This window comes from Acinetobacter sp. YH12076 (genome assembly GCF_013419525.1).
Lineage (GTDB): Bacteria > Pseudomonadota > Gammaproteobacteria > Pseudomonadales > Moraxellaceae > Acinetobacter > Acinetobacter amyesii.
Window position 1 is genome coordinate 240842 of record NZ_VOZY01000003.1, and the last position, 14784, is coordinate 255625.

Below are 14784 nucleotides of genomic sequence, written 5' to 3' on the forward strand. Positions count from 1 at the left end.
TTGAATATTATACAAACAAATGAGAATAATTAACAAATCGGATTCGATTTCAATTCTCATTTAACAATCTAGCATCGACACGACTATTTTTTTAAATTACATTGCATTAAACCATTGTGATTTCTTGGTTTAATTTCGAAAATGAGCGGCACATGTTAAATAAAAAACCACGTATTCCAACCCCAGTCCAAATTCCAGAATCACTCAGTTTTTTACACGGATATCGTGATCATTTAATAGCTCAAACCGTCAGTCCACACACTCGAAATGCATATTTATCTGATTTAATTCAATGCAGTGAGTGTCATACGCATGTCATGACTGATTGGAGCAGTGACGACATTTCAGATGTCTTGCTTAGCCTGACTAAACAAGGAAAAAGTCCACGCTCGATCGCCCGCTCACTTTCTGCACTGCGTTCATTTTTCAAGTTCTTACGCGAACAAAAAATACGCAGCGACAATCCTGTTGCAATCCACAAAACACCCAAATTGGGTCGTGCCCTACCAAAGGATTTATCTGAAGCAGATGTTGAAGCCCTGATTAATGCCCCAGACCTCAACACCGCATTGGGTCTACGTGATCGTGCCATGCTCGAAGTGCTGTATGCCTGTGGTTTACGTGTCTCTGAGTTATTAAATTTAAGATTAGAGCTGATCAATCTTAAACAAGGCTATTTACGAATTACCGGTAAAGGCAATAAAGAACGCTTAGTTCCTTTAGGTCAAATGGCGGTGGAATGGATCGAGAAATATTTAGCCGAAGCGCGCCCCGTCTTATACAAAAGCGCAACCGATGCTTTATTTCTCACTCAACTCGGTGGAATGATGAGTCGCCAAAACTTTTGGTACGCGATTAAACGCTATGCGCTCATTGCAGGCATTCAAGCCGAATTATCACCACATACCTTACGCCACGCCTTTGCCACGCATTTGCTCAACCACGGTGCCGACTTACGTGTCGTGCAGATGCTGCTCGGCCACAGTGACTTATCCACCACACAAATTTATACCCATGTTGCGCAGGTTCGTATGCAAAAATTACATTCAGATTATCATCCGAGAGCTTAACGGCAGGAAATATCAGACCAAGAAGTTCTATTGTGCCCGATATTTTTTGCTATGCTTACTCACCTGTTTGATAAAGCTAAAAGAAAAGGGTTGTTTATGTTATTTACCCGTTCAAAAATTTTTCTCGCATCGACACTTGTTGCCAGTATGGCGTTAGTGGCTTGTTCTAATTCAAATAATGACGAAAAGAAAGATGCGACATTAACGGCAAGTACGCCTGCAACTGGTGAAGCTTCGAATTTATCTGAACGTAATGCTCAGCAGCGTTTAATTGATACTTTGCAATCTAATCTGCAAAAAGCCAATATCAATGCCAAAGTCACTGGGGTGAAAGCGACTGAAGTTCCTAATTTTTTTTGGGTGAGCTTTGAAGGCATGCCTGCGGTCTATGCTACAGCTGATGGTAAATACATTTTCCAAGGCGACGTGGTTCGTTTAGGTGAAAAACAACTCTTTAATGTAGGCGATACCCTACAAGCAGAGGCCAACAAAAAATTATTTGATCAATTAAAAACTGAAGACCTACTGATTTATAAAGCCAAAGGTAAAACCAAACACGTGGTTTATGTGTTTACCGATGTTAGCTGTCCTTATTGCCATAAATTGCATGAACAAATGGATGATATTAATGCCCGTGGCATTGAAGTCCGTTATATCGCTTGGCCACGTGGTGAACAACACATGCCAATGATGGAAACTATCTGGTGTAGCAAAGACCGTCGTGCCGCATTTGATAAAGCCATTGCCGGTGAGCAAATCGAGCCTGCATCATGTCAAAACCCTGTGCGCAACATGTATGAAATGGGTCTAAATATTGGTGTGAATGGTACGCCAGCGATCTATAACGCAGAAGGCAAACACATCGGTGCTTACATGTCGGCTTCCGAACTTGAAAGTTCGCTTAAATAACTAATTTTTATAGGCTAAATGAATGTTTTTTATGGGTAGGAATAAAGTGATTTCTACCCTAGAGTCCGAACGTTTTTTTAGCTATGATCTAAACTCACTTAAAGCAATGATGAAATAAATGGAGTGTGACGTGAAACCAGTTCGTCTGGCAATCCTCGGTCTTGGTACTGTGGGTGGTGGTGCCCTTAAACTACTAAAAGAAAATGCTGCTGAGATTAAACGTCGCACCGGTCGTGAAATTGAAATTACCCATGTGGGTACGCGTCGCCCTCGTCCTGATTTAGAGCTGCCTGCTTCAGTAAAGCAAAGTGCTGATTTATTGGATATCGTCCGTCAACCCGATGTAGACGTTGTGGTTGAAGTTATGGGTGGCATTCACCCTGCGTATGAAGTGATTCGTGAAGCAATCGTTCATGGCAAACAAGTGGTCACAGCCAACAAAGCTTTATTAGCTGAACACGGTAATGAATTATTTAAATTGGCCGATGATCATCACGTTCAGATTGCTTATGAAGCAGCTGTCGCAGGTGGTATCCCAATTATTAAAGTCCTCCGTGAGGGTTTGGCAGCCAATAAAATTGACTGGCTTGCAGGTATCATTAACGGTACTGGTAACTTTATCCTGACTGAAATGCGTGAAAAAGGTCGTGCCTTTGCAGACGTTCTCAAAGAAGCGCAAGAACTCGGTTATGCAGAAGCAGATCCAACATTCGACGTCGAAGGGATCGATGCGGCGCACAAGTTAACATTGCTGGCTTCTATTGCTTTTGGTATCCCACTCCAGTTTGACAAAGTCTTCACGGAAGGCATCAGCAAAGTTACTGCACAAGATGTCAAATATGCTGAAGACCTTGGTTTCCGTATTAAACATTTAGGTATTGCACGTCGTGCTGCAACTGGCATTGAGCTTCGTGTTCATCCAACGCTGATCCCTGAAGACCAACTGATTGCCAATGTAAATGGCGTTAAAAATGCCGTATTGGTTCAAGCCAATGCCGTTGGTCCAACGCTTTACTATGGCGCAGGTGCAGGTGCAGGCCCGACAGCATCAGCAGTGGTTGCCGACGTTGTCGATATTGTCCGTGACATCTCCTATACCGAAGATGGCGCAGGTACAATTCCACAGCTTGCTTTTGAAGCACTGACCGATTTACCAATTCTTCCACGTGAAGAAATGACCACTGGATACTACATCCGTATTAATGCCGAAGATCAAACTGGCGTTCTTGCTGATGTCACTACGATTTTAAGCCGTGCAGGAATCAGCATCGATGCGATCATGCAACAGCCGCGCTTAAAAGACCTTATTCCTATCGTGATTCTGACTGATCCAGTTAAAGAATCTAAAATGGATGAAGCCCTTCAACAAATTCAAGCATTGCCTGTCATTCATGGCGAAATTGTACGAATTCGTTTAGAATCGCTTGATAATTAATCGGGTCGAGGGGAATATTTCAGTTCCTCTCGCCAAGCTCTACACACAATTGGAACATCATCATGTCTAATGCCAATCGTTATACTGGTTTAGTTGACCGCTATCGCGACCGTTTACCCGTATCTGCAACTACTCGCGCAATTTCTTTGGGCGAAGGTAATACGCCACTGATTAAGCTTGAGAACATTCCACGCATTATTGGCAAAAATGTTGAAATTTATGTGAAGTACGAGGGCTTAAACCCGACTGGTTCATTTAAAGACCGTGGTATGACAATGGCTGTAACAAAAGCAGTTGAAGAAGGCTCTAAAGCAATTATCTGTGCATCTACAGGTAATACATCTGCTGCAGCGGCTGCTTATGCTGCACGTGCAGGCATTAAAGCATTTGTGCTCATCCCAGAAGGCAAAATTGCCATGGGTAAAATGGCACAAGCGATGATGTATGGCGCGGTAACAATGCAAATTCACGGTAACTTCGATGACGGTATGCGTCTTGTAAAAGAAGTTGCAGATCAAGCACCAGTTACGATTGTAAACTCAATCAACCCATACCGTCTGCAAGGTCAAAAAACCATTGCTTACGAAATCGTTGACGAATTAGGTCGTGCACCAGACTACCACTGCCTACCTGTAGGTAATGCGGGTAACATCACAGCACACTGGATGGGTTATACCGAAGCTGTGGCGAATCAGCCTAAAGAAGAATTTGTACAAGTCGTTTATGATCCTGAAACTGATCAATTCACAGGTCCAAAACCTGCGGGTCTACCAACAATGGTGGGTTACCAAGCTGCTGGTGCGGCACCATTCCTACGCGGCGCACCTGTGGAAAACCCTGAAACAGTAGCAACTGCAATCCGTATCGGTAATCCACAAAGCTGGAACCATGCTAAAGCAGTAGTCCGCGATTCAGAAGGCTGGTTCGATGAACTTCAAGATGCTGAAATCTTAGAAGCACAGCGTCTACTGTCTATGTACGAAGGTGTATTCGTAGAACCTGCTTCTGCAGCGTCTATCGGTGGCGCGATTCGTGACATCAAAGCAGGTAAAATTGCTGAAGGTTCTGTGATCGTATGTACTGTGACAGGTAACGGTTTAAAAGATCCTGACACTGCCATCAAGCAATGCCAAGATGCAGTAATGTTGTCAATTGATGCAACTATGGATCAAGTTCGCGATTCAATTCTGTCAAATATGTAATTCATATGCTGACTAAATAAAAAAGCCCTGCTCTTGCAGGGCTTTTTATATCTTGCATTCACTTCAGCATTTAAACGTTGAGTAAATCCAAATACTGAAAGAATGAAAAATCTGAAATCTTATTAAATACGTTTTGGTAACTGGCTCGCCCAATTCATTAAACGTGTCGCATCATTGGTTCGTGCAACTGAAGAATCCGCACCCAATAACACCACCACCGCTGGACGGTTATTCAGTGTGGTATGCATCACAACACAGCGCCCTGCTTCATTAATAAATCCAGTTTTTGAAATATTAATATTCCAACCACCATTACGTACTAAAGCATTGGTATTGTTTGATTTCAACACGCGGTAGCCCAAATTAAAGTCATAACTTGGTGTGGTTGAAAATTGACGAATCAAACCATACTGCGAAGCGGTATTCACCAAAATACCTAAGTCACGTGCCGAAGCGACATTGCCTGGGTGCAAGCCAGTCGATTCCACATAATGAGTCGAGTTCATCCCTAATGAGCGTGCTTTCGCATTCATCGCTGCAATAAATGCAGAACGACCACCTGGATAAGTACGTGCTAACGCCGAAGCAGCTGGGTTTTCAGATTTCATCAAAGCAAACAGCAATGCTTCTGCACGATTCATACTGTCGCCAGCACGCAGCGTTGAACTTGAGCTTTTACAACCTGAACATGAGAAATCAGACTGTTGTAAGGTAATCTTTTCAGACATGTTTAATCGGGCATCTGAAATCACTACTGCTGTCATGAGTTTGGTAATTGATGCAATCGGTAAAGCGGTATTGCTATTTTTGCTATATAGCACTTCACCAGTTTGACCATCCATAACCAGTGCTGCACGCGCATTTACAGAGGGCTGTCCTGCGTATTGATTGGTATCAATAATACGGACCGTTTTCGATGGTGCTGTCTGTACCACGCCGCCTGTACTACGTACAGAAGTAGTCACTTTCGTTGACCCTTGAGGAGATGGCTCTTCAGCGCTATAAGACACGTCACCGTTGAGTAACTGGTTTGCATCTTCAGATGACCAGCTAATATTTGACTGCTGATTTGCAGCACTATTCATCACAATCTCAGCAGAACTGAAACTGCTCATACTGAATAAAATTGACATGCCCAAAACGTGCATGAAGGATTTATTTAATTTTTTCACCATTGCTCACTCAACTCAGGATACTAAACATTTGCGCAAGACCAGCAATATGCCGTACATTGGTCACAACTACGAACATTTTTTGCTCACACATTGTGTATGAAGTTTTTCATTTCATATAAGAATAGGATTGCTAATTTTGTCGTTTCATTGCAAGCTTATTTTGCTTTATGTAACAAAAAAAACAGATTTTGATTTGAGGGAGAGTGTAGGTGATTACAGTTTTGGTGGTAGATGACCATGAATTAGTCCGTACTGGTATTTGCCGTATGCTCGAAGACCATGCAGATATCCAAGTCATTGGACAAGCCGAATCTGGTGAAGATGCGATTACACTTGTTCGCCAACACCATCCAAATGTTGTTTTATTAGATGTCAATATGCCGGGGATCGGGGGGGTAGAAACCACACGTCGCCTACTTCAAACAGCGCCAGATACAAAAGTCCTCGCCGTCAGTGGACTTGCTGAAGAACCCTACCCGTCTTTATTGTTAAAAGCAGGTGCCAAAGGCTATATCACCAAAGGTGCACCAGTTAATGAAATGGTCCGTGCGATTAATAAAGTGATGCAAGGCGGCAAATATTTCAGTGCAGACATTGCAGAACAACTGGCCAGCTCATATTTGTCTGATACACAACAATCACCTTTCGACGCCCTGTCTGAACGTGAAATGCAAGTTGCCATGATGGTGGTCAATTGTATAAGTGCACAAGAAATTTCCGATAAATTATTCGTTAGTGTTAAAACAGTGAATACCTACCGTTACCGCATTTTTGAAAAACTGAATATTGATAGTGATGTCAAACTAACTCACTTGGCAATTCGCTACGGGTTAATCAAACCTTAACACCACGTACATCCAGCTACTTATGACACAGCGTTCAATTCATAGTGAATTGAACCAGTATCATTTGGGCCTTTGGTACAGTGCTTATCGCTTTATCATCAGTGCCTGTCTGTTACTGGTCTTTTTACTGACCTACACTCAATTCACTTCAGATTATGAATACCCACGTTTATACCTATATGTATTGACGATTTATTTGCTGTTTACCAGCATTCAATTCATGTCACTTGGACGTTTCAAAGTCCGTATTCCAAACCAGTTACTGCTGTTATTCATTGTAGATGTCATTTCGCTGAGCTTACTGACCTTAGCCATCGATGGACCCAATTTACATTTGAGTTTGCTGTTTGTGATTACGATTTTTGCAGCGTCCCTATTATTAGATGCCCAAAAAGCTTTGGTCATTACCCTCATCGCTGTGATTTGCGTGGTGTATCAACTGTTTTTAGGTTCAATTCTTGAATTTACCTCACTCAAAAATTTAACCAACAGTGCGATTTTGGCTTTTTTATTTTGTGTAGTGTATGGCAGTGCGCAAATTGCCGTGAAACGTTTCCAGTTATTGGAAAATCTGAATTTTTCGCAATCCTTAGAGCTCCATCGGCTACAAAACATTAACCGCTATATCTTGGAGCAGATTGATACGGGCTATTTGGTGTTGGATGAAAACTGTCATGTGGTGCTGAGTAATCCTGCTGCTTGCCATTTACTCGGCATGCCAAATTTTTATCATCATGATCAATATCCACTGTATACCACGCAGCCCGATTTATTTGAATTACTCAAATTTGAAGATTTAAAAAGCGGTGAAAAATTCCAATTTGAATCCCAACAAAGCCAATACCACATTCAGGTACTGGTACAAAAACTCGTTGTGCCGCATCAAATGCTGACCTTGCTGATTTTACAAGATGCACAAAAACTCAATCAGCAAGTGCAACAACTAAAATTAGCCGCTTTAGGGCAACTCTCCGCCAGTATTGCACATGAAATTCGTAATCCTTTAGCCGCAATTGTGCATGCCAATGATTTATATCCGCAAAGTGATACCGAACAACAGCACATGTTGAATCATATGATTTCACGTCAAGCGGTGCGGATTGACCGAATTATTCAAGACACCCTAAATATGGTGCGCAATAAGGAAACCCATCCGACTCGTCTGAATCTAGAAAAATTTTTACCGTTGTTCCTACAAGAAGATCTGGCAGACATTCAACAGAACATTCGGCTCAATGTACAAGCCAAAACTTTGATCGATTTTGATGAGGCACAGTTCAGACAAATTTTAATCAACCTAATTCGTAATGCGATTCGCCATAACAATCCGGACATGTCGTATATCGAAGTGGTGGCGCGTACAGATCAGAAAAAAGTCCAGATCGATGTCCGAGATTTCGGTCATGGGGTTGCTTTACAAAACCGCGCACAGTTATTTCAACCATTTTTTAGTACCGAAATTACTGGAACTGGTTTAGGATTATATCTTGCTCATAGCTTCTGTGAAGCGAATCAAGCACAGCTTTCCTATGTAGAACAAAAACAGGGAGCTTGCTTTAGGATTGAGTGCTTACAAGCTGTTATTTAATTGTTTTTAGGGGAAAACTGTGGATTCACAACCACTGGTATTGTTAGTTGATGACGAAGAAGACTTATGTATGCTGATGCAAATGTCTTTATCAAGGATGGGGGTTAAAACGCATGTTGCACATCGCCTCGACGAAGCTAAAAAAGCCTTGTCTACCTATAGCTACGATGCCTGCCTAACCGATCTCAACTTACCCGATGGTAATGGTCTACAGCTTTTAGATTGGATGAATGAACACTGTCCTGCCCTTCCAGTTGCTGTGCTAACAGCCTATGGCAACATGGACATTGCCATTGCCGCATTAAAGGCGGGAGCTTTCGACTTTGTCAGCAAACCGATCAATCCCAAACATCTTGAACAACTGCTACAAAAAGCCCTGAATAAGCCTTTGGCTGAAGACATTACTTCGCAAGATGCTTTAGAACATAAAATGTTGATTGGTGAATCGCTTCCAATCCAGCAATTGCGTCGAACTCTAAAGAAAATTGCACGTTCACAAGCACCTGTTTTTATTACGGGTGAATCTGGTACGGGTAAAGAAGTCGTGGCCAATCTGGTTCACCGTTTAAGCAACCGTAATGAAGGGCCATTTATTGCTATTAACTGTGGAGCAATTCCCACAGAGTTAATGGAAAGTGAACTTTTTGGCCATAAAAAAGGCAGCTTTAGTGGTGCCACCCAAGACAAACAAGGTCTGATTCAATCTGCACATGGTGGTAGCTTATTTCTGGATGAAATTGCCGAATTACCTTTAGCCATGCAAGTTAAACTGCTACGTGCGGTACAGGAAAAACGTATTCGCCCCGTAGGTTCAGACTGTGAAATTGATGTTGATTTCCGTGTGATCAGTGCCAGTCATCAGGACTTAGAAGCACTCGTACAACAAGGTCGATTCCGCCAAGATTTATTTTTCCGTATCCATGTGATGGATTTAGTGTTGCCTGCCTTACGTGAACGTGGCGACGATATCCTCTTATTGGCGCAACATTTTATTCAAAAAATTAGCCATGAATGGGAAATTGCCACTAAGCCTCTGACTGAGCGTGCGAAGAGTTTCCTGCTCAGCCAATATTATCCGGGTAATGTGCGTGAACTCCGCAATATTATCGAACGTGCCATGACCCTCTGCGATGATGATCAGATTGATCTTCAACATCTGCAAAGTGCGCCATTAAGACAACCGAGTGCTCAGTTCAATTCCGCTCCAACAACGAATGATTCTACTCAGCTTGCTGCAAACAGCAACGAACAGAGTTTGATCCCACGCAAACTACCTGAAGAAGGTTTAGAACTCTTTTTAGAAAATATCGAAAAAGAAGTGCTCATGAATGCGTTGAATCTCACCCACTGGAACAGAACACTTGCCGCCAAAAAATTAGGTATGTCATTCCGTTCATTGCGCTATCGTTTGAAAAAATTCGGTTTAGATACCGAAGACGAAGAGTAAAAGCTTTCCAGCGTATTGCTGTTATTTTTGATTCAGCAATAACTCTGCAACATGATCGACATAGTGATCTTCACGTGCATCATGTTGCAGCGGATAGTTATAGTCTGGCTGCACCCCAATTCCTTCAATCATTTTGCCATTCGGTGTCAGATATTGCGACACAGTCATTTGTAAAGCTGCACCATTACTCAATGGAAATAGTTTTTGAACCACACCTTTACCATAACTTTTCTCACCCGCTACCCATGCACGTTTATGCTCTTTTAATGCTGCGGTAAAGACCTCTGCGGCAGAAGCAGAACGATTGTTGATTAAGATGCCGACTTTCATATTTTGAAATTCAAAACTTGGTAAAGCCTGAAATTGTTGGTCACCTTCAGATCGACTTCGAGTCGACACAATAATGCCCTGATTCAAAAATAAATCGGCAGACTCCACTGCTGCTGACAGTAACCCCCCGGGGTTATTTCTTAAATCAAACAATACAGCTTTGACACGTGAACCATGACTTTCAATTAAACGCTTAATTTCATTGGCTGTATCTTGTTGAAAAACTTTTACGTGTAAGACTAAAACCTGATTATTTAATAATTTAGATTCTATATCTGTTTCAACTTTAGTGTTTCTGACCAAATTGACCGGTTGACTTGCAGTTATCAGCTGTAGATTCAGCGTCGAGCCGATACTGCCTGTGAGCAGGTGTCGCACTTGATCTTGATTAAGTTTTTTGAGTTCTTGATCATCAATTTTAAACACCGCCGCGCCATTTTTCAGACCTAGCTTTGCTGAATCGGCATCAGGCTTTAAATTGGTGATGACCCATTGCTGTAGACCTGCATCAAAGCGCAAATTGAAATCGACACTCGCAATATCCCCTTCGGTGTATTGCAAAAGCTGCTTATAGTCTTCAGGTGAAAGATATCGTGAATAGCGGTCTAAACCACTGACCATACCTTTGGTAGCTTGTTGGAATAATGCATCGTCATTTTTTTCAACGACATAATTTTCTTTGACAATGCCATAGATCTGAACAAATTGTTGGATCGATTCGACAGGTACTTCGGCATAACTTTGTTCATAGCTGCCATCAAATTCATCGAAAGCCGACTTTGCTTTGTCGGCTCCCCATGTCGAATGACTAGAACACAGCAGCAAGGCTGTAAGGCTTACAACTGACGTCCAGTGTGCTTTAGTCATTCATGCTTCCTTACATTTTAAGCTTCAAGAGTAATCAAGTTACGACCTTGCATTTCTGTTGGTACAGGAATGTGCATAAGCGTTAACAGTGTCGGTGCTACGTCAGCCAAAACACCACCTTCTGCAATTGTTGCATTGGTCGGGCCAACATAGATAAACGGCACAAGTTCAGTGGTATGTTGAGTATGCACCTGACCACTTTGGTAATCCTGCATTTGCTCTACGTTACCATGATCGGCGGTCACTAACATGTGACCTTTATTTGCCATCACAGCTTCATATACACGGCCTAAGCACGTGTCTACAGCCTCAACCGCTTTGACTGCTGCATCAAACACACCGGTATGGCCAACCATATCACCATTGGCATAGTTCACCACCAGTAAGTCGTACTCACCTGAATTAATTGCGGCAACCAATTCATCAGTGACTTCATAAGCGCTCATTTCTGGTTTTAAATCATAGGTCGCAACGTTTGGTGATGGAATCAAAATACGTTTTTCACCCGGATATTCATCTTCACGACCACCACTGAAGAAGAAGGTCACGTGTGCATATTTTTCAGTTTCAGCAATACGAAGTTGTGTTTTACCCAAATTAGACAGGTATTCACCAATCGAGTTATGCAACGCTTCTGGCATATAAGCCACTGGCGCATCAATTGTTGCTTGGTAACGTGTCAACATGACAAATTTTGATAAAGCGGGAACCACTTTACGTTCAAAACCTGCAAAATCTTTTTCCACAAAAGCTTTGGTAATTTCACGCGCACGGTCAGCACGGAAGTTCATGAAGACAACGCTATCACCATCTTGGATCGGTGCTAAATCACCAATACACGTCGCTTTTACAAATTCATCTGATTCTTCAGCAGCATAAGCCTGCTCTAAACCTTCAACAGCAGTCGCTGCTGTACGCACTGCTTCACCTTCAGTTAAAAGACGATAGGCTTGCTCAACACGATCCCAACGGTTGTCACGATCCATTGCAAAGTAGCGACCAATCATGGTGGCAATACGACCTTGACCCGGATACTGAGCAAACAGTGCATCTAATTTTTCAAGCGAAGGTTGTGCACTTTTTGGCGGTGTATCACGACCATCAAGGAATGCATGAAGATACACTTTTGCACCGCGTTTTAATGCCAATTCAGCCATCGCCACAATGTGATCTTCATGTGAATGCACACCACCTTCAGACAACAAGCCCATGATATGTACAGCACGATTTGCAGCTTTGGCTTTTTCAACCGCATCGACTAAAACGTCATGTTCAAAGAACGCACCGGTACGAATATCTTTGGTAATACGAGTAAAGTCTTGATACAGCACACGTCCTGCACCAAGGTTCATGTGGCCCACTTCAGAGTTACCCATTTGACCATCAGGTAAACCAACGTCTTCGCCAGAGCCTGAAATCAATCCATGCGGATGCTTTTCCTGCATTGCAGTCAAGTTAGGTCGTTTTGCTGCTAAAAAGGCATTGTCCTCGACCGCTTCGCGATGACCCACACCATCCATAATTACCAATACGTGTGGGATTTTGCCAGCAGTTGCATCCGTCATAATGAACACTCTTTCGTTTATAAATTAATCATACTATCTTACCGAATTTTCGGTGAAGACTCTATGTGACAACCATGGTTTATCTAGGTCATCAACATTGTTTTACTCAATCTTGCATGCACTTAACGTGCGCGGTGCAGCAGATAGCCACCCGCTACAAACATCAAAATAATTGGTATAAAGACGAACCATGCAGGCGATGGTGCGTACACCAAACTTGCATAACCTAAGAAATCTTGTAAGTAGTAAAAGCCCAGTCCAGCAAATAAGGCAATCACCAAGCGGAAACCCATCGACTGTTGACGTAAAGGTCCAAAAATAAAAGAACACGCGATCACCACCAAGGCAATTAAAGCAAAGGGTGAACCAAACTTTTGCCAAAACGCCAATTGGTAAGTCTTCGGGACTTGGCTATATTCATGCATATAGCTCATAAAGCTCACCAATTGACTCGGTGATAGGTCTTCAGGATCAATGGTAACCATATGCACATATTTGGGTTGCAAGGCCAATGAAAGCGGCTGTTCAGCATTTTGCTTCGCCACGGCATCACCCGTCGCTAAGAGATCGACTTGGGTTGAATTTTGCAGCGACCAAGAGCCATTTTTGACAAAATTCCCTTGCTCCGCATCCAAAGTGCCTCGCAAACGATATTTTTCATCAAAATCAACAACCTGAACATCTTTAATTTGACCTTGTGAATTGGCATAGTCAATATAAATAAAGCGCTGGCCTTCACGTGACCAATAGCCTTTGACTTCGCCCAGTTCAGCCGCAGTGCGGTGACTTTTGACGCTTTTGGCTTGTTCATTGGTATAGGGAATGACCCATTCGCTTAATGCAAAGGATAAAACCACCAAAATGAGTGCCGAACGAATCACCCAGCCCACAATCCGCCAAAGGCTGATGCCGACCGAACGCATGACAATCAATTCACTGTTTGAAGCTAGAGTCCCTAAACCCAGTACCGCGCCAATCAAGGCTGAAATCGGTAAAATTTCATATAAATAATTCGGTGAACTCCATAACACATACTGCAAAGCATTCCATGCGTTATAGCCTTCTTTCAGCGAGCCCAATTCACCTAAATAAGTAAAAAGCACTTGTAAGCCAGCCAATACCGCTGTCGCACCAAGCATGGCTAAAGCAGTAGTTTTGGTCACATGTTTTGCAACTATACGACGTGCCAACATTTTAAGACCTCACTCGCTGAATTTGTTTCTTAATTTTGGGCGCTAATTTTTGTTTACGCGAGAACAATGCTGCTGCAATGCCGTAAATCACTAAGACCAGTGGATAAGCCCAGATGCCCATTTCATCTTTACTGATCCGCGTTTTGATCGCCATTAAGGCTACGATTAAACTGGCAAAAATAAGTAAAGCTGGGAACAGTTTCAGGTAACGCCCTTGACGAGGACTCACTTCAGACAAAGCGGTAGCGAGTAATAACGCCACCAAAATAGCGAACGGCACAAACATCCGCCAACCGAGTTCACTGGCAACCACAGGATCATGACGGTTATCCCATAACTTCGAGGTAGGTAAAGCTTCTACTTCGGTACTTTCAAATTTTGCTTCTTTATCATTTTCTAAACGTAAACGATAGTTTTGGAATTCAGCTTGAGAATAACGCGGTTGCCCTGGATAGATTTCGTAACGGCGGCCTTCAACTAAATCAACGACATTGGCATTGTCATCTGGCACTTCGACGCGGGTCGCTTCTTTTGCCAAAATAATGACATCGGGTTTACCGTCTTTTTCTGCACGCTGATAAAAGAAAATATCTTTTAAGTTTTTACGGTCTTCTGACAAGTCCCCTGCATAAATGGTATAGGGCCCAGAGGAAATAAACTCTTTTGGTCGAACCAAGTCAAAGCCTGTTCGTACCGCTTGCGAAGTCGTTAATGCTTCAAACTGACGGATGCCCCAAGGCGATGCCCACAGCATCAAAAATGCTTGAACAGCCATAAAGACCACAGTCATCGGCACCAATAAACGTGACAATTGATTTCGACTGACACCACTACCATTAAGCACAGCCATTTCATGATCGACATACAGACGACCAAAGACCAACATCAGACCGATAAAGAAACCGAGCGGAAGAATTAAAGTTAAAAACTCAGGCAAACGGTAGCCAATGATGCTAAATAAAATACTTGCATCTAAACGACCCTGCGCCGCGACACCAAAGTACTTGATCAAACGACCACCCATCATGATCAAGGTCAATAAGGCAATCACAACCAGTGATGTCGACACCACTTGCTTGACCAGATAACGCCGAATAATCAAATTAATTCTTCCAAAAATAGGGCCAATAAAAACTAGCGTTAGTTTACCCGAATGTA

The 14784-nt window shown here is 42.6% G+C and carries 12 protein-coding genes; 7 read left to right on the forward strand and 5 right to left on the reverse strand.

Annotated features, from left to right (window positions below; translation table 11 throughout):
* Positions 1-152 precede the first annotated feature (152 nt).
* From xerD to thrC, 4 genes are all read left to right on the forward strand, one after another.
* Positions 153-1070 carry a site-specific tyrosine recombinase XerD gene (gene xerD, locus FTU22_RS04220; protein ID WP_180093146.1) on the forward strand — a complete coding sequence of 306 codons (918 nt, stop codon included), beginning with the start codon at positions 153-155 and terminating at the stop codon, positions 1068-1070.
* Positions 1071-1166: 96 nt separating this feature from the next.
* Positions 1167-1979: a DsbC family protein gene (locus FTU22_RS04225; protein WP_180093148.1), complete on the forward strand. Its 813-nt coding sequence runs from the start codon at positions 1167-1169 to the stop codon at positions 1977-1979.
* Positions 1980-2109: 130 nt separating this feature from the next.
* The gene (locus FTU22_RS04230; protein ID WP_078192857.1) at positions 2110-3414 is read left to right on the forward strand and encodes a homoserine dehydrogenase; all 1305 of its coding nucleotides are present in this window, start codon (positions 2110-2112) and stop codon (positions 3412-3414) included.
* A 62-nt stretch (positions 3415-3476) separates the two neighbouring features.
* Positions 3477-4616: a threonine synthase gene (gene thrC, locus FTU22_RS04235; RefSeq protein WP_078192584.1), complete on the forward strand. Its 1140-nt coding sequence runs from the start codon at positions 3477-3479 to the stop codon at positions 4614-4616.
* Between the two features lie 122 nt (positions 4617-4738).
* On the opposite strand, the gene FTU22_RS04240 is transcribed toward thrC, so the two are convergent.
* Positions 4739-5788 (reverse strand): serine hydrolase, encoded by a 1050-nt coding sequence (locus FTU22_RS04240; protein ID WP_143221671.1) that lies wholly within the window; start codon positions 5786-5788, stop codon positions 4739-4741.
* A gap of 212 nt (positions 5789-6000) precedes the next feature.
* On the opposite strand from FTU22_RS04240, the gene FTU22_RS04245 reads away from it, so the two are divergent.
* From FTU22_RS04245 to FTU22_RS04255, 3 genes are read left to right on the forward strand one after another with little or no spacing between them, the layout of a single operon-like run.
* On the forward strand, positions 6001-6636 hold the full coding sequence (locus tag FTU22_RS04245; protein ID WP_111884856.1) for a response regulator: 636 nt from the start codon (positions 6001-6003) through the stop codon (positions 6634-6636).
* A 22-nt stretch (positions 6637-6658) separates the two neighbouring features.
* Complete coding sequence (locus FTU22_RS04250) at positions 6659-8224, forward strand: PAS domain-containing sensor histidine kinase (protein ID WP_180093150.1); 1566 nt, start codon at positions 6659-6661, stop codon at positions 8222-8224.
* A gap of 19 nt (positions 8225-8243) precedes the next feature.
* The gene (locus FTU22_RS04255) at positions 8244-9671 is read left to right on the forward strand and encodes a sigma-54 dependent transcriptional regulator (RefSeq protein WP_180093151.1); all 1428 of its coding nucleotides are present in this window, start codon (positions 8244-8246) and stop codon (positions 9669-9671) included.
* Between the two features lie 21 nt (positions 9672-9692).
* Here the strand turns inward: FTU22_RS04255 and FTU22_RS04260 are convergent, their stop codons facing one another.
* From FTU22_RS04260 to lptF, 4 genes are all read right to left on the reverse strand, one after another.
* Entirely contained in the window at positions 9693-10868 is a 1176-nt protein-coding gene (locus FTU22_RS04260) for a S41 family peptidase (protein WP_180024240.1), read from the reverse strand.
* A gap of 17 nt (positions 10869-10885) precedes the next feature.
* Positions 10886-12433, reverse strand: coding sequence for a 2,3-bisphosphoglycerate-independent phosphoglycerate mutase (gpmI, locus tag FTU22_RS04265; RefSeq protein WP_180024239.1), 1548 nt, complete (start codon positions 12431-12433; stop codon positions 10886-10888).
* Positions 12434-12555: 122 nt separating this feature from the next.
* Positions 12556-13626 carry an LPS export ABC transporter permease LptG gene (gene lptG, locus FTU22_RS04270; protein ID WP_180039929.1) on the reverse strand — a complete coding sequence of 357 codons (1071 nt, stop codon included), beginning with the start codon at positions 13624-13626 and terminating at the stop codon, positions 12556-12558.
* Between the two features lies 1 nt (position 13627).
* Positions 13628-14728, reverse strand: coding sequence for an LPS export ABC transporter permease LptF (gene lptF / locus FTU22_RS04275; RefSeq protein ID WP_180093153.1), 1101 nt, complete (start codon positions 14726-14728; stop codon positions 13628-13630).
* Positions 14729-14784: the final 56 nt, after the last annotated feature.

Excerpts from the sequence above, each read along its gene's own strand:
- FTU22_RS04225 (WP_180093148.1), top strand. The coding sequence starts at position 1,167 with ATGTTATTTACCCGTTCAAAAATTTTTCTCGCATCGACACTTGTTGCC.
- xerD (WP_180093146.1), top strand. The coding sequence starts at position 153 with ATGTTAAATAAAAAACCACGTATTCCAACCCCAGTCCAAATTCCAGAA.
- thrC (WP_078192584.1), top strand. The coding sequence starts at position 3,477 with ATGTCTAATGCCAATCGTTATACTGGTTTAGTTGACCGCTATCGCGAC.
- gpmI (WP_180024239.1), bottom strand. The coding sequence starts at position 12,433 with ATGACGGATGCAACTGCTGGCAAAATCCCACACGTATTGGTAATTATG.
- lptG (WP_180039929.1), bottom strand. The coding sequence starts at position 13,626 with ATGTTGGCACGTCGTATAGTTGCAAAACATGTGACCAAAACTACTGCT.
- FTU22_RS04250 (WP_180093150.1), top strand. The coding sequence starts at position 6,659 with ATGACACAGCGTTCAATTCATAGTGAATTGAACCAGTATCATTTGGGC.
- FTU22_RS04260 (WP_180024240.1), bottom strand. The coding sequence starts at position 10,868 with ATGACTAAAGCACACTGGACGTCAGTTGTAAGCCTTACAGCCTTGCTG.